The organism is Nocardiopsis sp. CC223A, from assembly GCF_030766825.1.
In the GTDB taxonomy this organism is placed as follows: domain Bacteria; phylum Actinomycetota; class Actinomycetes; order Streptosporangiales; family Streptosporangiaceae; genus Nocardiopsis.
Map to the genome: position 1 here is coordinate 65,579 of NZ_JASFDV010000004.1, position 21,619 is coordinate 87,197.

The 21,619-nt window shown below is 71.3% G+C and carries 20 protein-coding genes and 1 CRISPR repeat array; of the genes, 6 read left to right on the plus strand and 14 right to left on the minus strand.

The window, feature by feature from the left end; translation table 11 throughout:
* Positions 1–18: 18 nt before the first annotated feature.
* The 3 genes from QJS33_RS02805 to QJS33_RS02815 are packed head-to-tail and all read right to left on the minus strand — an operon-like array spanning position 19 to position 712.
* A complete protein-coding gene (locus QJS33_RS02805) occupies positions 19–192 on the minus strand; it encodes a hypothetical protein (protein ID WP_306366244.1) in 174 nt (57 codons plus the stop codon).
* Positions 189–506 carry a hypothetical protein gene (locus QJS33_RS02810; RefSeq protein WP_306366245.1) on the minus strand — a complete coding sequence of 106 codons (318 nt, stop codon included), beginning with the start codon at positions 504–506 and terminating at the stop codon, positions 189–191. Before QJS33_RS02810 ends, QJS33_RS02805 begins: the two co-directional genes overlap by 4 nt.
* Positions 503–712, minus strand: a complete 210-nt coding sequence (locus QJS33_RS02815) for a hypothetical protein (protein WP_306366246.1) — start codon at positions 710–712, stop codon at positions 503–505. The genes QJS33_RS02810 and QJS33_RS02815 overlap by 4 nt, the downstream gene beginning before the upstream one ends.
* Positions 713–948: 236 nt before the next feature.
* Between QJS33_RS02815 and QJS33_RS02820 the strand changes: the two genes are divergently transcribed.
* Together QJS33_RS02820 and QJS33_RS02825 are read left to right on the plus strand one after the other, a co-directional pair.
* Positions 949–1,788 (plus strand): helix-turn-helix transcriptional regulator, encoded by an 840-nt coding sequence (locus tag QJS33_RS02820; protein ID WP_306366247.1) that lies wholly within the window; start codon positions 949–951, stop codon positions 1,786–1,788.
* 12 nt (positions 1,789–1,800) lie between these two features.
* Positions 1,801–1,986 (plus strand): DUF397 domain-containing protein, encoded by a 186-nt coding sequence (locus tag QJS33_RS02825; protein WP_306366248.1) that lies wholly within the window; start codon positions 1,801–1,803, stop codon positions 1,984–1,986.
* A 158-nt stretch (positions 1,987–2,144) separates the two neighbouring features.
* A CRISPR array of direct repeats spans positions 2,145–2,417; the repeat unit is 29 nt; unit sequence CGGTCCATCCCCGCGTGCGCGGGGCTGAC.
* Positions 2,418–2,593: 176 nt separating this feature from the next.
* On the opposite strand, the gene QJS33_RS02830 is transcribed toward QJS33_RS02825, so the two are convergent.
* From QJS33_RS02830 to QJS33_RS02855, 6 genes are all read right to left on the minus strand, one after another.
* Positions 2,594–3,025: a hypothetical protein gene (locus QJS33_RS02830; RefSeq protein ID WP_306366249.1), complete on the minus strand. Its 432-nt coding sequence runs from the start codon at positions 3,023–3,025 to the stop codon at positions 2,594–2,596.
* A gap of 49 nt (positions 3,026–3,074) precedes the next feature.
* Positions 3,075–3,722 carry an HAD family phosphatase gene (locus tag QJS33_RS02835; RefSeq protein ID WP_306366250.1) on the minus strand — a complete coding sequence of 216 codons (648 nt, stop codon included), beginning with the start codon at positions 3,720–3,722 and terminating at the stop codon, positions 3,075–3,077.
* 124 nt (positions 3,723–3,846) lie between these two features.
* Positions 3,847–5,457 (minus strand): glycoside hydrolase family 3 protein, encoded by a 1,611-nt coding sequence (locus QJS33_RS02840; RefSeq protein ID WP_306366251.1) that lies wholly within the window; start codon positions 5,455–5,457, stop codon positions 3,847–3,849.
* Positions 5,458–5,566: 109 nt separating this feature from the next.
* A complete protein-coding gene (locus QJS33_RS02845; protein ID WP_306366252.1) occupies positions 5,567–6,055 on the minus strand; it encodes a PTS glucose transporter subunit IIA in 489 nt (162 codons plus the stop codon).
* A 104-nt stretch (positions 6,056–6,159) separates the two neighbouring features.
* Complete coding sequence (locus QJS33_RS02850) at positions 6,160–6,399, minus strand: PTS glucose/sucrose transporter subunit IIB (protein WP_306366253.1); 240 nt, start codon at positions 6,397–6,399, stop codon at positions 6,160–6,162.
* A 103-nt stretch (positions 6,400–6,502) separates the two neighbouring features.
* Positions 6,503–7,546, minus strand: a complete 1,044-nt coding sequence (locus QJS33_RS02855; RefSeq protein WP_306366254.1) for an SIS domain-containing protein — start codon at positions 7,544–7,546, stop codon at positions 6,503–6,505.
* Between the two features lie 267 nt (positions 7,547–7,813).
* Between QJS33_RS02855 and QJS33_RS02860 the strand changes: the two genes are divergently transcribed.
* From QJS33_RS02860 to QJS33_RS02870, 3 genes are all read left to right on the plus strand, one after another.
* Positions 7,814–8,551, plus strand: a complete 738-nt coding sequence (locus tag QJS33_RS02860; protein WP_306366255.1) for a GntR family transcriptional regulator — start codon at positions 7,814–7,816, stop codon at positions 8,549–8,551.
* Between the two features lie 49 nt (positions 8,552–8,600).
* The gene (locus tag QJS33_RS02865; RefSeq protein ID WP_306366256.1) at positions 8,601–9,998 is read left to right on the plus strand and encodes a PTS transporter subunit EIIC; all 1,398 of its coding nucleotides are present in this window, start codon (positions 8,601–8,603) and stop codon (positions 9,996–9,998) included.
* Between the two features lie 106 nt (positions 9,999–10,104).
* A complete protein-coding gene (locus QJS33_RS02870) occupies positions 10,105–10,701 on the plus strand; it encodes a DM13 domain-containing protein (protein WP_306366257.1) in 597 nt (198 codons plus the stop codon).
* A gap of 397 nt (positions 10,702–11,098) precedes the next feature.
* Here the strand turns inward: QJS33_RS02870 and secA are convergent, their stop codons facing one another.
* Positions 11,099–13,942: a preprotein translocase subunit SecA gene (gene secA / locus QJS33_RS02875; protein WP_306366258.1), complete on the minus strand. Its 2,844-nt coding sequence runs from the start codon at positions 13,940–13,942 to the stop codon at positions 11,099–11,101.
* A gap of 890 nt (positions 13,943–14,832) precedes the next feature.
* Between secA and QJS33_RS02880 the strand changes: the two genes are divergently transcribed.
* On the plus strand, positions 14,833–15,372 hold the full coding sequence (locus QJS33_RS02880; RefSeq protein WP_306366259.1) for a hypothetical protein: 540 nt from the start codon (positions 14,833–14,835) through the stop codon (positions 15,370–15,372).
* 94 nt (positions 15,373–15,466) lie between these two features.
* Here QJS33_RS02880 and hpf read toward each other — a convergent pair whose 3' ends face one another.
* The 4 genes from hpf to mtrB all read right to left on the minus strand — a co-directional run bounded on the left by hpf (position 15,467) and on the right by mtrB (position 21,607).
* Positions 15,467–16,141, minus strand: a complete 675-nt coding sequence (gene hpf / locus QJS33_RS02885; RefSeq protein WP_306366260.1) for a ribosome hibernation-promoting factor, HPF/YfiA family — start codon at positions 16,139–16,141, stop codon at positions 15,467–15,469.
* 710 nt (positions 16,142–16,851) lie between these two features.
* Positions 16,852–17,562, minus strand: a complete 711-nt coding sequence (locus QJS33_RS02890) for a phosphoribosyltransferase family protein (RefSeq protein ID WP_306366261.1) — start codon at positions 17,560–17,562, stop codon at positions 16,852–16,854.
* Positions 17,563–18,008: 446 nt separating this feature from the next.
* Positions 18,009–19,865 carry an LpqB family beta-propeller domain-containing protein gene (locus QJS33_RS02895; RefSeq protein WP_306366262.1) on the minus strand — a complete coding sequence of 619 codons (1,857 nt, stop codon included), beginning with the start codon at positions 19,863–19,865 and terminating at the stop codon, positions 18,009–18,011.
* Positions 19,862–21,607, minus strand: coding sequence for an MtrAB system histidine kinase MtrB (mtrB, locus tag QJS33_RS02900; protein WP_306366263.1), 1,746 nt, complete (start codon positions 21,605–21,607; stop codon positions 19,862–19,864). The genes QJS33_RS02895 and mtrB overlap by 4 nt, the downstream gene beginning before the upstream one ends.
* Between the last annotated feature and the right edge of the window lie 12 nt (positions 21,608–21,619).

Below are 21,619 nucleotides of genomic sequence, written 5' to 3' on the forward strand. Positions count from 1 at the left end.
GGCGGGCGCACGGAGTCCCTAGTCGCCCAGGTCGTAGTCGACGCCCCGGCGGCGGCCGTCCTCACCCAGCAGGGGGAGCCCAGCCTCGCGCTGGGCCGCGATGCGCTCCCCCTGGAGGCGGACGGCGCGCTTCTCCTCCTCGGTGAGGTCGTCCGGGATCGGGTCCTCGGCCGGGTTGACATGGCGGCTCATGGATGGCTCCTCTGGGTCGGCACGGGGGCGGTCTGGCGTTTCTGGAGACGCTCCTCCAACTGCCCGGCGGTGGGCTCCACCTCGGTGCGCCACGGGGCGGCCGGGTCGCGGTGAACGGCCACCCACAGGGCGCCGGTCCAGGCGATGCGGTGGGTGCGCCCCCACGCGGTGCGGAGTCGTTCGAGGGTGACCTCCGGACGCTCCCACCGGTCTCCGCGGGCGTCCTCGTGGTCACCGGTGTGGTCGCGGTCGAGCACGCACACGCGGGGGCGGCCGCCGCTGTCGCGGCACTCGGAGTAGCAGACGCCGGTCACGCCCCCACCCCCAGACCCTCCAGGCCGACCAGCACCCGGAACAGCAGGGCACGGCCCGGCGCAGGCCGGGGCGGCGTGGTCCGGCGGTGGCGGCCGACCGGGGCGTACCGGCGACAGCGGCGGGCGCGGCGTCGCCGCGGGAGCGAGTTCTCGGGGGCCGGCCACTGAGCGGCCGCCCTCTCCGAGCAGGACTGGTATCGCGCCATGGGCGCACCTCCATCAGGGAGCCGGATGGGAGGTCCGGCGATTCATCAGGTGGCTCTATGTTGACGCATCGCAGTCAATTTCTCAATGCCCACTTTGCAATTCGGTGCGAGAATCTATAGAGACAGGTGCTTCATTGGGCTCGAAGCCCACTAAGTGATGGGCGGTGTACGAAATGCCTGATCAGCGAGGTTCCGCCGTAGGATCGAGCCAGCCGATGGCGAGGAGCGAGACACCCATGGCCAAGAGCCCCACCCTGCGACGGCGCCGCCTCTCCCGGCGCCTGCGTGAGCTGCGCGAGGCGAAGGGGTACACGTCTGCGCACGTCACCGCCGAAGCCAAGCGGCTCGGGAAGGGGCGGTGGTCACGTGGGAAGCTCACCCGGATCGAGAACAACGAGTGGCTCCGCCCGAGCGTGACGGACGTCGAGGCGCTACTCGACATCTACGAGGTCACCGACCCCGCAGAGCGCGAGGCCTACGCCCGGCTCACGCGAGAGGCCCGGCAGGCCGGGTGGTGGGTCGGCTACAAAGATGTCCTCGGGGCTGGCACCTACGTGGGGCTGGAGCTGGAGGCGGAACGCATCCGCACCTACGAGGCGCTCGTAGTCCCGGGTCTACTCCAGACCGAGGAGTACGCGCGGGCGATCATCCGCGGGCACGGTGTGGCAGATGAGTCGACGGTGGAGCGCCGGGTCGAAGCCCGCATGGCGCGCAAGCAGATCCTCGCGCTTCCGAGCGGTCCACGCATCTGGGCGATCATCGACGAAGCCGCCCTTCGGAAGATCCCGGACGACATCCGGGAGGCCCAGATCAGGTACCTGCTTGACGTGCAGCGCCCCGAGTTGCGCGTGCAGGTGCTGCCCGACTCAGCCGGATTGCACCCCGCGACAGCCGGGTCGTTCTCGATCCTGGACTTCCCCGAGGACCCCTCTGTGGTCTATCTGGAGGCGGTGATGTCCCAGCTCTTCTACGAAGACCCTGTGGAGATCGCGCACTGCGAGGTCGTGTACGACCATGTACATGCCGCGGCGCTCAGCGTCCCGGACTCCCGGGTTTTCCTGGAGACCCTCATCTAGAAGGCAGCACCGATGCAATCCCACCTGATCTTCCGCAAGTCGTCCTACAGCCAGGGCACCACCGAGAACTGCGTGGAGGTCGCCGACCTTCCGGCCGGCGGGGCCGCCGTGCGTGACACCCAGAACAGGGAACTGGGGCACCTGGAGGTCCCCGCCGCCGAATGGACCGCCCTCCTGCGAGCGGCCACCCGCTCCTGACCCCGACAACAGCGAAGGCCCCGACCGGCTGGCGGTCAGGGCCTTCGTCGTGCATCAACCTGATGAATCGATGCAATCCCGGGGACACTCTACCCCGGCCGGGTGATGACGGGGAAGGACCAAGGGCCTCGACTACGCGGTGGCCAGCTCGCCCAGCCCGGTCCATCCCCGCGTGCGCGGGGCTGACGGTGGTCTTCGCCAGCCGGTCGATGTGGTCCGCGGTCCATCCCCGCGTGCGCGGGGCTGACGCCACGCTGACGGGCCCGAGCTCGACCTCGCCCGGTCCATCCCCGCGTGCGCGGGGCTGACATCAGCGGCGACCGGTCACCCTCCCCGGCGGCCGGTCCATCCCCGCGTGCGCGGGGCTGACACCGACGTGCACCGGTACCCGAAGTACTACATCGGTCCATCCCCGCGTGCGCGGGGCTGACAGTTAACGACCTGGGAAAACGCGGGACGTTATCTCCGCGTTACCTTGCCCGGGGTGGCAACACCACGTCCTCCTGTCAGGGTGGCAGGTGCGAGGCACAGGCTCAAGGCAGGGAGAGGGCTCGGCGGTGACCCACGTGTGGGACTGCCGAACCTCGGTGGCGGCGATAGCCCGCCATCAGGCGAGGAGGTGGCGCAGCTCCTGGAGGGCGTACCACATGAGCTCGTGGCCGTCGGCGGCGTCGGAATCCGGGTCGGCCGCCGCCTCGGCGATGTCCGGCGCAGCGGCCTCGTCGTCGATGTGCGCGGAGGCCAGGCGCTTGTACGGGATCGACTCCCCCGTGATGCGGACGCGGACCACGTCCGGTCCCTGGCGGCCCTCCTCCTCGACCAGGTGGTCGGCGAGGTTCGCGGCGAGTACCACGCGGCGGCGGGGCGCGGCCGGGTCCTGCGCCAGGAGGCGGAGGGACTCCTCGGCGGCCGCGTACATCGCCTCGTACTCCGCCTCCTCGTCGTCGGTGTCCGCCGCGAACGCCACCGGCACCCGCACCCTCCCCTCGTCGAGGACGGTCGCGAGGGCGGGGAGGGTACTGGGCAGGAAGACGTACATCGCGGCTCTCCGGAAGGTGGAACGGTCACCCAGCAGTCTGCCGCACCCGTCAGGCGGCTTCGCTGTCCGCCATGAGGAACCCGCGCAGTTCCCGCGTGGTCGTCGCCACGTCGGTGTGCAGGATGCCGGTCATCCCGAGTTCCTCGGCCGTGCGGACGTTGTGCTCCAGGTCGTCGATGAACACACATTCCTCGGGCCGCAGCCCGATCCGCTGACAGGTGTGCAGGTAGATGCGCGGTTCCGGTTTGCGCATCCCCACCTCGCCCGAGATGACCACCTCGTCGAAGGTGGTGGCGAAGTGCTCGCGCGGGTAGCCGTTCCCCCACGAGTTCGACAGCAGCGCCGTACTCGCACCCGAGCTGCGGGCGTCGCGGAGCGCCTCGTACATGTCGTGGACCGGGGCGAAGGAGGCGAACATGCGCTCGATGAGACCCTCGGCGACCACCGGCCCCCCATGGGTGGAGCGCAGCAGCGATGCCAGGTCGCGTTCGAAGCGCCCGGTGTCGATCTCCCCGCGTTCGAGCGCGTGCACGGGGTTGTCGTCGGCCAGGCTGCCGTCGAAGTACGGAGTCATGACCTCGTAGTAGTGCTCGACGTCGATCCGGTCGGCGGTCAGCCAGGCCCGGATCCCGTCCGGGAGCGGGGGTGTGAGCACGCCTCCCCAGTCGGAGATGACTCCGCGGCGGGTGCCGTCCATCCGATCCCCTCCATCCGTGTCGTCGTATCACCCGACCTCGGATGCCCGGATCGGGCGGGCAACGGTTCTTCCCGTTCCCCGTCCGTTTCAATCCTTTTGCCCCATCGGTTCGGGACCGCGGACCCTAGTACGAGAGCCCCGCGCCGAACTCGGCCGTGTCCGGGATCGTCACCGGCAGGGTTCCGGTGGGCTCGACCTCGCCCGCGATGACCCGGGCGGCCGCCGCCAGGGACACGTCGACGGCGGAGTACACGGCGACGAACCCGTCGACGTCCGGGGAGGCGGCCAGCGGGTACGGCCCGCCCTGGGACACCGCGATGGTGGGCGCCGTGGAGCGGCCGACCGGGGCGGTGTTCGCCCCGACGATGACCGCGTCGGCGTCGCCGGTGACCACTTCGAGCCCCGCCTCGGTGAGCGCCTCGGCGAGCCGGTCGGCGTTGGTGCCCTCGACCCGCACCCGGGTGCCCGGGGCGAGCGGGAGGACTCCGTCGGTGTTGCGCAGCACCGTGGCGGAGGCGTCCGCCACGCGCTGGGCGGCCTCGGCGTGCGCCGGGTCGGTCACGGCGGCGTCGGCCGCGGCCGGGTCGACCGGGTCCGCCTCCAGGATGCCGCGCTTCTCCTTGAGGGAGAGGACGCGCAGCACGGATTCGTCGATGCGCTCCTCGGTGAGGCGCCCCTCCTCCAGGGCCGCCTTGATCGCGGCGACCGCGGCCGCCGGGTCCGGCGGCATCAGGAGCTGGTCCACACCCGCCTCCAGGGCCAGGACCGCGTTCTCCCCGTCGGAGTGGCGCTGGCGCACGCCCTCCATGTTGAGGGCGTCGGTGGTGACCACGCCGTCGTAGCCGAGCTCGTCGCGCAGGATGCCGCCGATGATCTCCGACGACAGGGTGGCGGGCTCGTCGGGGTCCAGCTGCGGCATGAGCACGTGGGCGGTCATGACCGCGTCCACGTCGGCCTCGACCGCGGCGCGGAACGGCGGCAGGTGTTCGGCCTCCCACCGGTCGCGCGGCAGGTCGATGACGGGCAGCCCCGTGTGGCTGTCCACGTCGGTGTCGCCGTGGCCCGGGAAGTGCTTGACGACCGGGACGATCCCCTGCTCGGCGTAGGCGTCGGCCTCGGCGATCGCCATCTCGGCGACCAGGTCGGGCTCGGAGCCGAACGAGCGGATGCCGATCACCGGGTTGTTCGGGTCGGTGTTGACGTCGGCGTCGGGCGCGTAGTTGAGGTTGATCCCCAGGGCGGCCAGCTCGGCGGCGGTCGTCGTGGCGCGCAGCGCGGCGAGTCCGGGGTCGCGGGTGGCGCCGACGGCCATGGCGTCGGGGAAGCGGGTGCCGACCGGCAGCCGCACCACGAGCCCCTGTTCCTGGTCCACGCCGACGAACAGCGGGATGTCGGACAGTTCCTGGACCCCGTTGGAGAACTCGGCGATCCGGGCCGCGTCGGTCAGGTTGGCGTCGAAGTAGATGATGCCGCCGGGGCGGAACTCCTCGATTCCGGCGGCGTTGTCGGCGGCCGCGGTGCCCTGGGCGGTGAGCACCAGGAGCTGGCCGACCTTGGCGTCCAGGTCCATCTCCGCGAGCAGGCGCGGGGCCAGGACCGGCTCGAAGGGCGGCTCGGACGGGGACGGTTCCTCGCTCGGCGTGGTGTCCACCTCCTGGGGTGCCGTGGTGCAGGCCGAGAGGGCGATCAGGGCGATTCCCGCGCAGGCCAGGGCTCGGGTGACGGGACTTCTCATGGTGGTGCTTCATCTCCGGCGGATCGCTGGTTCGCCGGAGACTACCCGCTCCTCAGGACTCCGTGGGACGACCCGGCCGGTACACGGTACCGCGCACCGGCCGTGTCGTTCAGGCCCAGGTGAAGAGCGGTTCCCCGGCGTTCACACCGCCGTCGGCGATGGCGTCCAGCGCGCCGGGCGCGGCGTCCAGGGCGACGACCGGGACCACGGCGGGCAGCCCGCGCGCGGCCACCGACCCCGGGGACCAGCGCACGACGGGCGTGCCCGCCGCCACCTCGGCACCCTCCTCGACCAGGAGCGTGAACCCCTCGCCCTTGAGTTTGACCGTGTCGATGCCCAGGTGGACGAGCACACCCCGGCGCTGGTCGGGCGCCATCACCACGAAGGCGTGCGGGTGCAGTTTGACGAGGGTGCCGTCGATGGGGGCGATGGCCTCCTGGGTGCCCTCTTGCCCGCCCTCCTGGCCCGGTTCGGGGTGGACGGCGACACCGGGTCCCACCATCCCCTGGGAGAACACCGGGTCGGGCACCGTCTCCAGGGAGAGGGCGGTTCCGCGGACGGGGGACAACACGCTCAGGAATCCGTTGACGTCTGGCATGGGAGCTCTCTTCCCTGTTGGGGGGACTTCATCCGGACCGACGGAGAACGGGTCTGCGTCCCATCCGTTACCGGGCGCGGTGTCCGCCGCCGCGACCGCCCGCGCTATCCGTCGATGATGTCCCGGATGTCGTCGGTGAGGGAGTCGGCCTCGGGGCCGACGACCACCTGGACGACGTTGCCGGAGATCAGGACGCCGTGCGCCCCGGTGTTCTTCAGGGCCTGCTCGTCCACCAGCGACGAGTCGGTGACCTCGGTGCGCAGGCGGGTGATGCACGCCTCGATGTCCTCGATGTTGTCCGCGCCGCCCAGACCCGCGACGATCGCCGCTGCCTTGTCCGCCATGTGTCGTCCTCCGTGCTGTGCCGTGGGAACCGCTACGTCCCCGTGGGGGGAGCTTAGGGCCGCGGAACCCGGGGCGCCAGACAACCGCGTCCCGGGGCGTGGCTCAGGCCGTCTGGGTGACCTTGTTGAGGCCCCGGGGGACGTCCGGGTTGTATCCCAGGCGCCGGGCCAGCCGCTCGGTGAGGAGCTGGGCCGGGACGATGAGGTTCATCGGGGAGACCCACTCGGGCACGTCCGGGACGGGGACGGACAGGTCGCTGGCCTCGGCCAGGGCGGCCCCGCCGCCGAAACCGAACACCGGGGCGCCGGCGGAGCGGGCCCGCTCCGCCAGGGCGACCGTGCCCGCGAGGGTGGGGCCGCCGGGGGCGGCCACCAGCAGGGCCGGGGTGCGCGGGTCGACGACGGCGATCGGGCCGTGCAGCAGGTCGGCGTAGGACAGGCCCATGGCGTGCAGGTAGCAGGCCTCCTTCAGCTTGAGGGCGGCTTCCAGGGCGGTGGAGAAGGCCATGCCCCGTCCGGAGATCACCGCCCCCTGCACGGCGACCATGCGCTCGACGATCTCCTCCAGGGAGTCGGTGGGCGCGGCGAGGGTCTCCTCGATGGCGTCGGGCACCCGGTCCAGGTCCGCCGGGTCCAGGTCGGCACCCAGGCCCAGGGCCAGTACCGCGAGGGCGGCCAGCTGGGTGTTGTAGGTCTTGGTGGCGGGCACCGCGAGCTCGTTCCCGGCCCGCGTGACCAGGGCGACGTCGGCCTCGGCGGCGAGCGGGGAGTCGGCTCCGTTGGTGACGCCGACGGTGCGGGCCCCGCAGTCGGCGGCCCAGCGCATGGTCTCGACGATCTCCTCGGTCTTGCCGGACTGGGAGATGGCCACGGCCAGGACGTCGGACAGGTCGATCTTGGCACCGTAGGCGGTGGCGATCGAGGGCGAGCCCAGGGTGGCCAGTCGGCCGGCGTGCGCCTGGAGCAGGTAGCTCCCGTACACCGCGGCGTTGTCGGAGGAACCGCGGGCGATGAAGAGCACGTGTTTGGTGGAGCGTCCCAGGGCCGCGATCTCCGAACGGAGCGGGAGCAGCTCCGCGAAGGTGCGGCGCAGCGCCTCGGGCTGCTCGGCGATCTCGGAGCGCATCACGCTCGTCGTGGTGGTCATGAGGGCCTTCCCCTGCTCGTGCCGGGTGCCCGGCACTCCCGTGAAGTGGTGCGAACCGCCTGCCGTTGGGTGGATTGACACTCGGGCAGAGCTATGGTCTAGTCCGGACTATACCAGTGGCTCCGGGATTGTCCTGATACTCGGGGTACAAGAGGATGTACCCGCGCTCACGGGGCCACTGCGTCACAGGAGACCGACCACGAGCGAACCCGGAGCGCACCGCACCACCCAGACCGACTCCACCGACCGAGAAGGCCACCCGCACCCATGGCGATCGATCCCGGCAACCCGCTGCCGAAGTACGTCCAACTCCGCGACCTGATCCTGGACTGGATCACCGAGGCCGGACTGGGCGTGGACGACATGATCCCCTCCGAGCGGGAGTTGAGCGCCTCCTACGGTCTTTCCCGCATGACCGTCCGCCAGACCATCGACCTGATGGTCTCGGAGGGACGGCTCTACCGGGTCCCCGGCAAGGGGACCTTCATCGCCCGCCCCAAGATCGAGATGTCCCTGGTCCTGGCCTCCTTCAGCGAGGACATGCGCGCCCGCGGGTACGAGCCCGGGGCGCGCGAGCTCATCCGCCAGGTCATCCCGGCCAGCGGGCACACCGCCCGCATGCTCGACATCGAGCCGGGCACCCTGGTCCACCACATCGAGCGGATGCGCACCGCCGACGACGAACCCATGGCCGTGGAGCGCTCCAACATCCCCGCGGCCATGGCCCCCGGGCTCGAAGCCTTCGACCTCGCCGAACGCTCGCTGTACGAGGTCCTGGAGAACGAGTACGACATCCTGTTGGATTCCGGGGAACAGACCATCGAGGCCGGGATCTGCGACTCGGCCGACTCCCGCCTCCTGGGTCTGCCGGCTGGAAGCCCGGTGCTGGTGATGCAGCGCCGCAGCTTCTCCAAGGGACAGTGCGTGGAACTGGCACTGTCCACCTACCGCGCCGACCGGTACCAGCTGCACTCGCGGCTGGACCCGCGCCGACACGGCGACTGATTCTCACCCCCCGCGCCCACCCGGCGCAGGTCCGAGGGAAGGACCCCCCTTGAGTTCGGACAACACACCGGCCACGAAGGCCGCGGCAGGAACGCCCAAGCGCGCCTCCTCCACCCTGGCCGTGCTACAGCGCCTCGGGCGCAGCATGATGATGCCCATCGCGGTCCTGCCCGCGGCCGCCATCCTCCTCCGCCTGGGTCAGAACGACCTGCTCGGCTCCGACGGCCTGGCCGGGCTGAACGGCATGGGGTGGATGCAGGGTGTCGCGGACGTGGTCGGCACCGCGGGCGACTCACTGTTCCAGGCGATGCCGCTGCTGTTCGCGGTCGGTGTCGCCATCGGCTTCGCCAAGCGGTCCGACGGTTCCACCGCCCTGGCCGCGCTGGTCGGCTACCTGGTGTTCGACCGTGTGTCGAAGCTGCTCTTCTTCGACCTGGGCGGTGAGGTCGGCGCCCGGGTCACCCTGGACGCGGGCGGCGAGATGATCGTCAACTGGGGTGCGAAGAACCCGAGCGACGTGCTCGGCGGCATCGTCATCGGCCTCCTCTCGGCGCTGCTGTGGCAGCGCTACCACCGGATCAAGCTCCCGACCTGGCTGGGCTTCTTCGGCGGGCGCCGCTTCGTGCCCATCCTCATGGCGGGCGTGGGCCTGCTGGTGGCCGTGGCGTTCGGTCTGGTCTGGCCTGTGGTCGGCTCCCTGATCAACTCCCTCGGTGAGTGGATCATCGGGCTGGGCGCGGTCGGCGCCGGCATCTACGGCATGATCAACCGCCTGCTGCTGCCGCTGGGCCTGCACCACATCGTCAACTCGGTGGTGTGGTTCGTGTTCGGCTCGTACACCGACCCGGAGACGGGCGACGTGTACCTGGGCGAGATCAACCGCTACCTGGCCGGGGACCCGACGGCGGGCGGCTTCCTCTCGGGCTTCTTCCCGGTGCTCATGTTCGGCCTGCCCGGTGCGGCGCTGGCGATCTGGCGCTGCGCCCACCCCTCGCAGCGCGCCAACATCGGCGGTCTCATGGTCGCCGCGGCGCTGACGGCCTTCGTCACCGGTATCACCGAGCCGATCGAGTTCGCGTTCATCTTCATCGCCCCGGTCCTGTTCGGTGTGCACATCGTGCTGACCGGCATCTCGATGGCGGTGCTCAACGCCCTGGACACCCAGTTGGGCTTCGGGTTCTCGGCGGGCCTGATCGACCTGTTGCTCAACGCCACGAAGTCCAATACCGAGGGCCTGTGGATCATCCTCGCGATGGGCGTGGCGTACTTCTTCCTCTACTATTTCATCTTCATGTTCCTCATCAAGCGGATGAACCTGCCCACCCCGGGCCGGGAACCGGCGGAGGGCGCCGAGTCGGCCAAGGCCGACGTCGGAGCCCCGGAGGCCGGTGGAACCCCGGACGAGGGCGGGGAGCAGGACGGGGGCCGGGGCGACCGCACCGGCTGACCCGCCCGCGGCGGAGTCCGGCGGTGAGGAAATCGGCGCAGCGGGGTCTCCTCACCGCCGTCCGCTCCGAATGGAGGGGGAACGAACCCTCTGGAAAGGCGGAGCGATGAACACGCGGACTCCGAAGGCGGCCCTGTGGCGCCGGCCCCTGGTGGTGTGGCCGGTGGCCGGCCTCGTCCTGGTCCTGGTCGCGGCCGGGTTGTGGGCCTTCCAGCCCTGGCGGCTGTTCACCACGCGCACGGTCGAGGAGCCGCCGCCGGTCGCGGTCACGGCGCCGAGCGACCCCGGCGACGGGGGTCCGGAGGCCGAGGGCGGTGACGGCGCGGCGGCCGACGCCGAGGAGCCGGGAACGGAGCCCGAGCCGGTGGTCCTGGCGGAGGGCGAGTTCGTGAGCCAGGAGCACGACACCTCCGGCACGGTCACCGTCCTGGAGCTGCCCGACGGGTCGCGCCACGTCCGCCTGGAGGACCTGGCCACGAGCGACGGCCCCGACCTGCACGTCTGGATCACGGACCAGGAGGCGGGCGGCGACTGGTTCAAGTACCGCGACGGCCGGTACGTCGCCCTGGGCGAGCTGAGGGGCACCCACGGGTCGGCCAACTACGAGATTCCGGCCGACGCCGACATCTCCGGCATGACGAGCGTGGTCATCTGGTGCGACCGCTTCTCGGTCGCCTTCGGATCGGCCCCGGTCGGGCTGTAGGCACGGTCCGCTTCCCGCGGTCCGCTGCCCGCGGGCCCCGCGCGTCGGTGTCCCGGGAACGGAAGGCGCCCCCTTTCCGGACCGGATCGAGGACCGCCCGGCCGGGAGCAGTGACCCCGGCCCCGCCCCGGCCGAGACGACGCGGCCGCCCGCGAGGGACCCCGGCCTCCCACGGAAGCGGACCACCCGAAGGCGCCCCCTTTCCGGACCGGACCGAGGACCGCCCGGCCGGGAGCAGTGACCCCGGCCCCGCCCCGGCCGAGACGACGCGGCCGCCCGCGAGGGACCCCGGCCTCCCACGGAAGCGGACCACCGGGCGAACGGTCCCGAACCCCGGAATGCGTGTGGGCGCGGTCCCCCTCAGGGGAGCGCGCCCACAGGCGTGTTCCGGCGGCGGCTACCGGCCGGCCGGATCACCGTGGCACTTCTTGAACTTCTTGCCGGAACCGCACGGGCACGGCGCGTTGCGGGAGACACCCGCGTACTCGTCGTTGGCCTCGCTGTGGCGCTCGACGGAGCCGTCCTCGCTCGGCGCGGAGTACTGGAGGCGGCTGGGCTGCCCCTCGCCGAAGCCCGGGACCACCACGTCCTCGGCGGCCTCGGCCTCCTCGGTGGGCGCCTCGGCAGCGGCGGCCTCCGTGTCCTCGTCCACGGCGGTGGCCACGGCCGTCGCACCGGAGGGCCCGCCCACGGTCGCGGCCGCGGTGGCGGCAGCGGTGGTGGTGAGCTTGGGCTCCTCCTTCTTGCGGACCTGCACCTCAAGGTTGAAGAGGTAGCCGACCGACTCCTCCTTGATGGCCTCCAGCATCTGCTGGAACATGTCGAAGCCCTCGCGCTGGAACTCGATCAGCGGGTTGCGCTGGGCCATCGCGCGCAGGCCGATGCCCTCCTGGAGGTAGTCCATCTCGTAGAGGTGCTCACGCCACTTGCGGTCCATGACCTGGAGGATGATGCGGCGCTCGACCTCGCGCATCGCCTCCTCGCCCAGCTCGGACTCGCGGGTGTCGTAGGCGGCGAGGGCGTCCTCCACCACGCGGTCGGCGATGAGCTGACCGGTGAGGGTGTGCAGGTCGCCGTTCTCCTCGATGAACTCGTCGACCGTGAAGCTGATCGGGTAGACCTGCTTGAAGGCGCGCCACAGCTTGTCGAGATCCCAGTCGGCCGGGTCGCCCTCGGAGGTCTCCTCCGCGACGTAGCCGCGCAGCACCTCCTCCAGCATGACCAGCACCTGGTCGCGCAGGTCCTGCCCCTCCAGGACCTTGCGGCGCTCGGCGTAGATGACCTTGCGCTGGCGGTTGAGGACCTCGTCGTACTTGAGGACGTTCTTGCGGATCTCGAAGTTCTGGGTCTCGACCTGGCCCTGGGCGGAGGCGATCGCCTTGCTGACCATGCCGGACTCGATGGGCTGGTCGTCCGGGATGTTCAGCTGGTTCATGAACACCTCCAGACGGCTGCTGTTGAACAGGCGCAGCAGGTCGTCCTGGAGGGACAGGTAGAAGCGGGACATGCCCGGGTCGCCCTGGCGGCCGGAGCGGCCGCGCAGCTGGTTGTCGATGCGCCGGGACTCGTGCCGCTCGGTGCCGAGCACGTACAGACCGCCGATCTCGACGACCTTCTCGTGCTCCTCCTCGTACTCGGACTTGGCCTTCTCCAGCGCGTCCGGCCAGGCCGCCTCGTACTCCTCGGGGGTCTCCAGCGGGCTCAGGCCGCGCGCCTGGAGCTCCTCGTCGGCGAGGAAGTCCGGGTTGCCGCCCAGCATGATGTCGGTACCGCGACCGGCCATGTTGGTGGCGACGGTGACCGCGCCGAGCTTGCCCGCGCGGGCGATGATCGCGGCCTCACGGGCGTGGTTCTTGGCGTTGAGGACCTCGTGCGGGACGCCCTCGCGCTTGAGCATCCGCGACAGCAGCTCGGACTTCTCGACGCTGGTGGTGCCGACGAGAACCGGCCGGCCCTCCTCGTGGCGCTCCGCGATGTCCTCGGCGACCGCCTGGAACTTGGCGTCCTCGCTCTTGTAGACGAGGTCCTTGACGTCCTCGCGGACCATCGGCTTGTTGGTGGGGATGGGCACCACACCGACGCCGTAGGTCTGGTGGAACTCCGCCGCCTCGGTCTCGGCGGTACCCGTCATGCCCGCGAGCTTGTCGTAGAGGCGGAAGTAGTTCTGGAGCGTGATCTTGGCGAGCGTCTGGTTCTCGTCCTTGATCTTGACGCGCTCCTTGGCCTCGATGGCCTGGTGCATGCCCTCGTTGTAGCGGCGCCCCGCCAGGACGCGACCGGTGAACTCGTCGACGATGAGGACCTCACCGTCCTTGACGATGTACTCCTTGTCGCGGCGGTACAGCTCCTTGGCCTTGAGGGAGTTGTTGAGGAAGCTGATCAGCGGGGTGTTGACGGCCTCGTAGAGGTTGTCGATGCCCAGCCAGTCCTCGACCTTGGCCACACCGGACTCGGTGATGCCGACCGTGCGCTTCTTCTCGTCGACCTCGTAGTCGGTGTCCCTCTTCAGGCGGGGCGCGATCTTGGCGAACTCGCCGTACCAGCGGGAGTTCTGCTCGGAGGGGCCGCTGATGATGAGCGGGGTGCGCGCCTCGTCGATGAGGATGGAGTCGACCTCGTCGACGAGGGCGAAGAAGTGGCCGCGCTGGACGGTGTCCTTGAGGGACAGCGCCATGTTGTCGCGCAGGTAGTCGAAGCCGAACTCGTTGTTCGTGCCGTAGGTGATGTCGGCCTGGTAGGCCTTGCGGCGCTCGGCCGGGGTCATGTTGGGGCTGACCACGCCGACGTCGAGGCCGAGGAAGTGGTAGATGCGGCCCATGTTCTGGGCGTCGCGCTTGGCCAGGTAGTCGTTGGTGGTGACGACGTGGACGCCCTCGCCCGCGAGCGCGTTGAGGTAGACCGCGAGGGTACCGGTCAGGGTCTTGCCCTCACCGGTCTTCATCTCGGCGATGTTGCCGAAGTGGAGCGCCGCACCGCCCATGAGCTGGACGTCGAAGTGGCGCTGGCCCAGGGTGCGCTTGGCGGCCTCACGGACGGTGGCGAACGCCTCCGGGAGGAGGTCGTCGAGGGACTCGCCGTCCTCGTGACGTTCCTTGTACTCCTGGGTGAGGTCCCGGAGCTCCTCGTCGGTGAGGTCGACGTACTCGTCCTCAAGCGAGTTGATCTGGTCCTTCAGCTTGTTGAGCCGGCGCAGGATCTTTCCCTCACCCGCGCGCAGGAGCTTGCTGAGTATCCCTGGCACTTCCTATGCGCTCCTCGCAGATCGCGGTTGGCTCCACGGCACGCGTGGAGATCAGATCTAGGCCCGCTGACCGCTGTCCCGTGGCCGCGGAGGGCGGCGGGGGTCCCTGGGCCCTCGGGCCTACATCCTAGAGGACGTGCACCCTGTACCCGGTCCGCTCGACGGCGGGCGCGGACGGGAGGCCCTTTCCCCCAGGTGAACGATCGAAACCACGGAGAATGTTCCCCTGCGCACGTACAGGTCCTCCAGGGTCGTCCTGCGGCCGTGCGCGATGGTGTCTCCCGCCGAATGGTGTGACTCTTCCGGCTCTGTTCCGACGGATACGCGTCGGCGGCGCAGGCCGGACCGGTGCGCCGTCGCCTTCGGTGACGCCTCCACCCGGGGCACCGTGCCGACAGGGCGCGATGGCCGTCCAACACCGGCGGATCGCGATGACCCGCAAGGACGCACCCGCGCGGAAGTCACACCGCTTCAGGGGACATGCCCCCGGGCGCACGCGGCGCCGGGGATTCTCACCCTTTTCCAACCGTTGCGGGCGGGCGGCGCCGCGGTCGCGTCCGGCGGGCGCCCGTTCGGCGCCCGCACGGCCGGACGGACACGGCCCGGAGACGAGGGGGCGGCCGCGGCCCGGGGCCGACGGGTACGGATCGTGTCCCGTCGAGTGGTGTGGGGACGACGTCCGTCCGAACAGGAACGGACCGCCGACCGGTGCGTCGTCGCCGCTGGGCCCGGGGGTCGAACGAAGTCACACCGCCCGGTGGGACACCGTCCGGGTACGGGCGGTTCCGCGCGGTCCGCGTTCATCGACCGGATCCGGGTAGACCATCGATAGACGCCCGGCCCGTGCCGGAGCGGCCGGGCCGACCTCATGAGCGTTCAGGGGGACCGCCATGCGTACCGGTGAAGGACCCGAAAGGGCACAGGCCGCGGAGAACGGGGCCCCGTCGCCCCGGTCGCCCGTGGAGATCCTCGACGACCTGATCGAGAGGCGGCGGCACCCGTCGTCGACCGAGGCCAGCTTGGGATGGGAGCTGCACAACCCCGACGACGAGCAGCGTTTCGGCCGCATCCGGGGATTCCAACGCCAGGGCGGCAGCCTGGCTCCGACCGGGCGGCACCGGGGCCGGGCCGCGTCCTGGGCGGTGGTGGCGCTCGCCCTGGCCGGGTCCGTCGCGGCCGCGATCGCCCTCGTCCAGGGGATGACCGTGTGGCTGTTGGTGATCGCCGCCGTGCTGCTGGCCGCGGCGCTGGTGCTGGCCGCGGTCACCCGCATCTTCGAGGACGTCGTGCTCGACGCGCCGTCGGTGGAACCGGAGGAGCCGCACGGCGTCTCGCTGCACCGGATCCGCAAGGAGCAGCGGCGCGAGCGCCGGAGCCGGCTGCGGGAACGGCGGCGCGGCCGGGGGGAGCGGCGCGCCACCGCCGTCTGACACGGCCCGTTCGGGCTCACCGGTGCGGCGGGTCTCGCGGCCCGCCGCACCCGTGTCCCGGCTGTCGGCCTCGGCCCTCGGGGAAGGGTCCGGATCAGTCGACGAGGCGGATGACCCCGTAGTTGAAGCCCTTGCGGCGGTAGACGACGCTGGGTGCGTCCTTGACCTCGTCGTGGAAGAGGAAGAAGTCGTGGCCGACGAGTTCCATCTCCATCAGCGCCTGGTCGATGCTCATGGGCTTGGCCTGGTGGGACTTCTCCCGAACGATGAGGGGGACCTCCCCCTGGGTGTCGAGTTCGACGAACTCGTCGGAGAAGCGGGACCGCCCGGCGTCGGACGCCACGTCCTCCTCCGCGCTGCGGCGGGCCGGGGGCGCCTGCACGATCTCACCCTCCGGGGGCAGGTCCCCGGGCAGGTTCGCGGTGGCCGAGGCGACGGAGACGGGGGCCCGGGTTCCCCGGTGCACCTTGCGGCGGTCGGCGGCCTTGCGCAGGCGCGCCTCGATCTTGTCGATGGCCATGTCCAGGGCGCCGTGCCGGTCCACCGCGGCCGCCTCGCTGCGAACGACGGGGCCGTTGCCGTTCGAGCGGATGGTCAGTTCGACGCGTTCCTTCACATCGGCGAGCTTGGGATTGCGTTCCGTGGACACCTCCACATCGACGGTCATGCCCTTCTTCTCCCACTTGGAGAGCCTGTCGAGCTTGTTCTCGACATGCTGTCGGAACTTGTCGCTCACACCGGTGCGTCGACCCTTGACGATGATGTCCATAGGACCCCCTTCATCGCGTGGCCGTCGAGAAGGCGACGGCCAGGCTGGTTTCTGCGCCTTCCGTCGTTCGGGGGACGGAAGGGTCTCGCGCTGTCGGCCCCCTTCTGCGAGTGATCCGGTTCTGCGCGGATCACGTCTCGGTTGAAAGTGCGTATACCCACCGGGGACACGGTCATCACCCGTCCCACGCACATGATCGGTGGGAGCCCTGAACTGGGGAAAGGGACTTTCGTCGCGCCAGGGAGGAAATCGGCATGGGAGGGGATCCCCGGGGGCTCGCTCATGGCGAGGCCCCCGATGGGATGCCACCCGTCCGGCCGACCTGGTCTTCGTCCCCACATCCGCCTGCTGAGAGTGTCGCCGCTCTTATCCGCGACTACTGCTCTTCTCCCTGTCGTGAGGGACATCGGGACCCTCCGCGGGGCAGGGCTTACCTCTAAGGCGCACCGTGATCGGTCGACGAAAAGTCGCCTTACGTGGGCCGTTTCGCCTGCGCCTGGCATCGGCTTGCCGGAGGAGTGCCCTGGTCTTCCCAGGAACACCGAAACTCCGACGCAACCACGGACCCGGACGGGTGCCATACGGTGACCGTAACCTGTCCTGGCGAGGATGTCAGGTGGCGCCCCCGCCCCCAAGCTCCGGAAAACCACCGCGAACCCCTGTACACAAGGACTTTTCATGGTTTCCAGGGTGTTCGTAAAACCTTCTCCTCACCTCTGTGGCAGGGCTTCGCCGCCCTCCGTCGACGGGAGTCGCTCGGCGAGCACCACCGCGCCCGCCACGCACAGCCCGGCGGCCCGCAGCGCACGCGCCGCCTCGGCCAGCGTCGCGCCGGTGGTGACGACGTCGTCGACCACCACGGCCCGGCGGCCGACGGCCCACTCCGGGACCGGGTCCGCACAGAACGCGCCCGCCCGGTTGGCCAGCCGCTCCCGGCGCCCCAGGCCCGCCTGGCGCCGCATCCGGCCCCGGTGGCGCAGCAGCGGCAGGGGGGTGCCGCCGCGGTGCTCCCCGCAGGCCGCGGCCGCGATCCGGGCCACCGGGGCACGCGGATCGTGCGGCGGCCCGCGCCCGGGTACCGGAACCAGCAGGGTGTCGGCCCGGACGAGACCGCTCGCCTCGCACACCGCGGCCAGGCGCTCGCCCCACACCCGGGCCAGCGCGTCGTCGCCCTCCTTGTACGCGAGCAGCACCCGGCGGTGCAGCCCGGCGTAGGGACCGGCCGCCCAGACCGGCGGACACCCCGGACGCGGTGTGCACCGGTGCGGCCGACGCACCAGTGCGTCGCGGCACGTCCGGCACAGCGGCCCGGCACCCGCCGCCGGACCCGCGCACCCGGGACAGGCCCGCGGGAGCAGCAGGTCCAGCAGCGCGTCCCAGATCCGCGCGAGTGCCCTGACAAGGGATTCCCCGACATCCATGCCTTCAGGGTCGGCGACCGGGGGCGGCCGCGCCACCCCTTCCCCGAACCTGTGGACGACCGGCTCCGCCCGGGAGGCCCACAGGCGGCGACCGCGGGTGGGGCGTGTCCCGGCGGGCGGCGCGGGAACACCGGCCGCCCGAACAGGAACGGACCACCGACCGACACACCACCGCACCCGGAAACACCGGGCCGCACAACACCGCACCACCCGATGGGACACCGCCCGCAGGTCGGCGGACCCGAAACCGCCACGGCCCCGGACGGGACCCGGCGGGCGGCGCGGGAACACCGGCCACCCGAACAGGAACGGACCACCGACCGACACACCACCGCACCCGGAAACACCGGGCCGCACAACACCGCACCACCCGATGGGACACCGCCCGCAGGTCGGCGGACCCGAAACCGCCGCGGGTGGGGCGTGCCCCGGCGGGGCCGCCGGGGTCAGCCCGGGAAGGCGGGCGAGCTGCCCTCCACGGCGGTCTGCCAGTTCAGGCGGTCGTTGGAGATCCAGATGTTGCCGTCGTCGGTGCCCGCGACCAGGGGCTGGCCCGGGGCGCCGGAGATGGTGACCAGCCCGGTGACCGAGTTGCCGGCGCTGGAGGGCGGGGTACCGCCGTCCAGGGCCACGAGGAACACCTGGTCGGTGCCGGCCTCGCGGCGGCCCAGCACCGCCAGCTGGTCGGCCGAGCGCCAGGAGATCTCGGTGACCTCCTCCAGCTCCCCGGCCAGGGGTACGAAGTCCTCCACCGAGACCCGGCCGTCCTCGTCGGTGACCACCCGGCCCACCTTGAGCGAGCGCCGCCCGTCGACCTCGGTGACCGCGGCGGCGCGGGCGCCGTCGCGGGACACCCGGAAGTGCACCAGGGACTCGTCGCGCAGACCGCCGATGTCCACCCGGACCACCTCCTGGGCGTCGCGCAGCACCCAGACCGCGGAGTCCCCCGGCTCCGGCGGAGCCGGCGACGGAGGCGTCTCGGGGTCGGCGGGGGGCTCGGAGGGCTCCTGCTCGGACTCCCCGTCCGGTTCGCCGATCTCCTCGACCACCCACAGGTTGCCTTCGATGTCCCAGGACAGCTCGGTGAAGACGCCGTCGTCGAGGACCTCCACGACCTCCGTATTCGGCGACGCGGCGGAGGTCACGACCGTCGCGCCGTCCAGGGTGATGCCCGCGACGGTGCTCTCGTCGATGGAGACGGCGAACCGCTCCAGCAGCACGTCGCCCGCGCCGAGCGGGCCCGGGACGCGCTCGGCGTCGCCGAAGACCTCGGTGTCCCACTCCGAGGTGGACCAGAGCTGCCCCTCGTGCGAGTAGTACGCCCGCACCTGCGGGCCCAGCGCCCCCGGGCCGACCCCGTTCCAGAACTCGCTGGCGGGCCGGGGCCGGTCGGCGCTGTCGCCGTCGGCGGCCGCGAACGCCACCTCCTGGCCGTCCACGGCCAGCGTGAACTCCTGCACGTCCGGAATCTGGCGCAGGGTCCAGGCGATCTGGGCGCCCAGCCGGAACTCGTCGACGTCGCCGACGCCGTACAGCTCGACCACGACGCTCTCCGAGTCCGCGGTCACATCGACCCGGGCGTCCTCGGGGAACTCCGAACGCACCGCGGGCCCCAGCCAGGAGGTCGGCCCCTCCCCCAGGCGCGCCAGCAGGCGCCCGGCCAGCCGGTCGGTGCTCACCGGCAGGTAGATCGGGTCGGGCACCAGGGAGGTGCCCTCCCGGTTGAAGTAGTACAGGTTGAACGGCCGGTGGGTGCGCTCCACGTCGAGCCTGCTGAGGATCAGGTCGTCGGGCAGGCTCTGGATCCGCCACTCGCCCTCGGGGTCGCCCTCCTCGCGGGCGAGCGTGAACGTCTCGTCCATCAGCGTTCCGGTGGCACCGGGGCGGTACTTGCCGTCCTCGTCGATGGTCGCGACCAGCGGGGTGCGCATCCGCACGGTGGCGGTGAGCCCGTCATCGGACACCTCGGTCTCCAGGTCCACGGTGTCCAGGTCGCTGAAGACCTTGACGGAGCCGTCCGGCGACCACTCGTCATCGGTGTCGGGCAGCATGTAGACGCGGGCCGCCCTGTGGTCCTCCTCGAAACTGCCCATGTCCTTGAGGAAGCTGCCGACCAGCCCGTCCGGGTTCATGCCGGCCTGCGGGCCCGCGGGCAGCAGCCGCACGTAGCCGCCGTAGGGGTCGGCGCCGCCGTCACCGCCCTCGCCCGGGACCACCGGGCCGGTCGTCGGCACGCCAGCGCACGAGGTGAGGAACAGGCAGGACAGCGCGGAGGCGCCGAACACCAGGAGGTTTCTGCTCACGGGTGGTCCTCTCCCCCCTCACGGGGGTAGGCGCGGCCCAGCGAGAACTCCGGGGGCACCAGCGGCAGCGGGGAGCCCCGCAGTTCGGCGCCCGCGAGCCGGGGCAGGGACAGGCGGAACTGGGACCCCTGGCCGGGCATGCCCCACGCCTGGAGCCAGCCGCCGTGCAGGGCGGCGTCCTCCTTGGCGATGGACAGGCCCAGTCCGGTGCCCCCCGTGGTGCGCACCCGGGCCGGGTCGGCCCGCCAGAAGCGGTCGAAGCACAGGTGCTCCTCGCCCTCCTTGAGGCCGACGCCGTAGTCGCGCACGGCGACGGCGACGGCGTCGCGGTCGCCCGCGGCGGTGACCACCACATCGCGGCCCTCGCTGTGCTCGATGGCGTTGACCACCAGGTTGCGCAGGATGCGGTTGATCCGCCGGGGGTCGTACTCGGCGACGCACGGGTCGGCGGGCAGCCGCATGACGACCTTGATGCCGCGCTTCTCGGCGATCTGCTCGGCGTCGCCGACCGCCTTCATCACCGCGTCGCGGATGTCGGAGGGCTCGGTCCCCAGGGTGGCGGCGCCGGCGTCGTGGCGGCTGATCTCCAGCAGGTCGGCGAGCAGCTCCTCGAACCTCTCCACCTGGCTCTGCAACAGCTCGACCGAGCGGCGCATGGCGGGTTCGAGCTCGTCGCGGTCGTCGAAGAGCAGGTCGCCGGCCATCTTGATGGTGGTGAGCGGGGTCCGCAGCTCGTGGGAGACGTCGGAGACGAACTGGCGCTGGAGCTTGGACAGCTCCTCCAGCTCCTGGATCTTCTCCTGGAGGGTCCCGGCCATGTCGTTGAAGGACACGGCCAGGCGGGCCAGGTCGTCCTCGCCCTGGACGGCCATGCGCTCGGACAGGTCGCCCGCGGCCAGCCGCTCGGCGGACTGGGCGGCGGAGCGGACCGGCGAGACGACCTGGCGGGTGACGACGTAGGCGATGAGGCCCAGGAGGATGACCAGCAGCGCCCCCACCAGGACGACGGTGCGCTGGACCAGGTCGAGGATCTCCTGCTCGTGCTGGAGCGGGAAGACGTAGTACAGCTCGTAGGCGTGGGTGAGCTCGGCGCCCACGACCAGGGCGGGCTCCTCGGTGCCCTCGGCCTCGTTCTCGATGCGCGCGTAGGTGTGGTACTGCTGGTCGCCCATCGAGTCGCCGACCTGGTCGATGAGCCGTTCCGGGACGCTCGTCTCAAGCTGCTCGTCCGGGGACTCCTCGCCCACCCAGCCGAGCTCGTCGTCCACGGACGGCAGGATGACGACCCCGTACAGGCCGGTGTCGCCGCTGCGTCCGGCGAGTTCGCTGGCGATGTTGTACATCAGCCGGTCGCGGTCGCCGGTCTCGTTCTCCTGGATCTCGGCGAGTGCGTAGTTGAGCCCGGCGCGGTGGTCGTTGACCGCGGTGGCGATCTTGGCGTCCAGCAGGCCGCTGCGCACCTGGGAGATGAGCACGTAGCCCAGGCCGGCCATGACCAGCAGGGACAGCACCAGGGTCGTGGAGATGACGCGCAGGTGCAGGGAGCGGCGCCAGTTGGTGTGGGCGCCGCGGACCAGCGCGCGGGCCGCCCGCTGGGCGAACAGGTAGGCGCGGGTGAGTCCGGAGTCGGCGTCCCGGGCATCACGACGGCGCCCTCCGGACTCGGATCGTCCGGAGGGCCGGGGCGGCCGCTCCCCTTCGGGGTCGGCCCCCCGCTGCTCCTCGGATGCGGGTGCGGTCATGAGAACTTCGTG

Coding starts and splice junctions, on each gene's coding strand:
- QJS33_RS02805 (WP_306366244.1), bottom strand. CDS start 192: ATGAGCCGCCATGTCAACCCGGCCGAGGACCCGATCCCGGACGACCTC.
- QJS33_RS02815 (WP_306366246.1), bottom strand. CDS start 712: ATGGCGCGATACCAGTCCTGCTCGGAGAGGGCGGCCGCTCAGTGGCCG.
- QJS33_RS02820 (WP_306366247.1), top strand. CDS start 949: ATGGCCAAGAGCCCCACCCTGCGACGGCGCCGCCTCTCCCGGCGCCTG.
- QJS33_RS02825 (WP_306366248.1), top strand. CDS start 1,801: ATGCAATCCCACCTGATCTTCCGCAAGTCGTCCTACAGCCAGGGCACC.
- QJS33_RS02830 (WP_306366249.1), bottom strand. CDS start 3,025: ATGTACGTCTTCCTGCCCAGTACCCTCCCCGCCCTCGCGACCGTCCTC.
- QJS33_RS02835 (WP_306366250.1), bottom strand. CDS start 3,722: ATGGACGGCACCCGCCGCGGAGTCATCTCCGACTGGGGAGGCGTGCTC.
- QJS33_RS02840 (WP_306366251.1), bottom strand. CDS start 5,457: ATGAGAAGTCCCGTCACCCGAGCCCTGGCCTGCGCGGGAATCGCCCTG.
- QJS33_RS02845 (WP_306366252.1), bottom strand. CDS start 6,055: ATGCCAGACGTCAACGGATTCCTGAGCGTGTTGTCCCCCGTCCGCGGA.
- QJS33_RS02850 (WP_306366253.1), bottom strand. CDS start 6,399: ATGGCGGACAAGGCAGCGGCGATCGTCGCGGGTCTGGGCGGCGCGGAC.
- QJS33_RS02855 (WP_306366254.1), bottom strand. CDS start 7,546: ATGACCACCACGACGAGCGTGATGCGCTCCGAGATCGCCGAGCAGCCC.
- QJS33_RS02860 (WP_306366255.1), top strand. CDS start 7,814: ATGGCGATCGATCCCGGCAACCCGCTGCCGAAGTACGTCCAACTCCGC.
- QJS33_RS02870 (WP_306366257.1), top strand. CDS start 10,105: ATGAACACGCGGACTCCGAAGGCGGCCCTGTGGCGCCGGCCCCTGGTG.
- QJS33_RS02880 (WP_306366259.1), top strand. CDS start 14,833: ATGCGTACCGGTGAAGGACCCGAAAGGGCACAGGCCGCGGAGAACGGG.
- hpf (WP_306366260.1), bottom strand. CDS start 16,141: ATGGACATCATCGTCAAGGGTCGACGCACCGGTGTGAGCGACAAGTTC.
- QJS33_RS02890 (WP_306366261.1), bottom strand. CDS start 17,562: ATGGATGTCGGGGAATCCCTTGTCAGGGCACTCGCGCGGATCTGGGAC.
- mtrB (WP_306366263.1), bottom strand. CDS start 21,607: ATGACCGCACCCGCATCCGAGGAGCAGCGGGGGGCCGACCCCGAAGGG.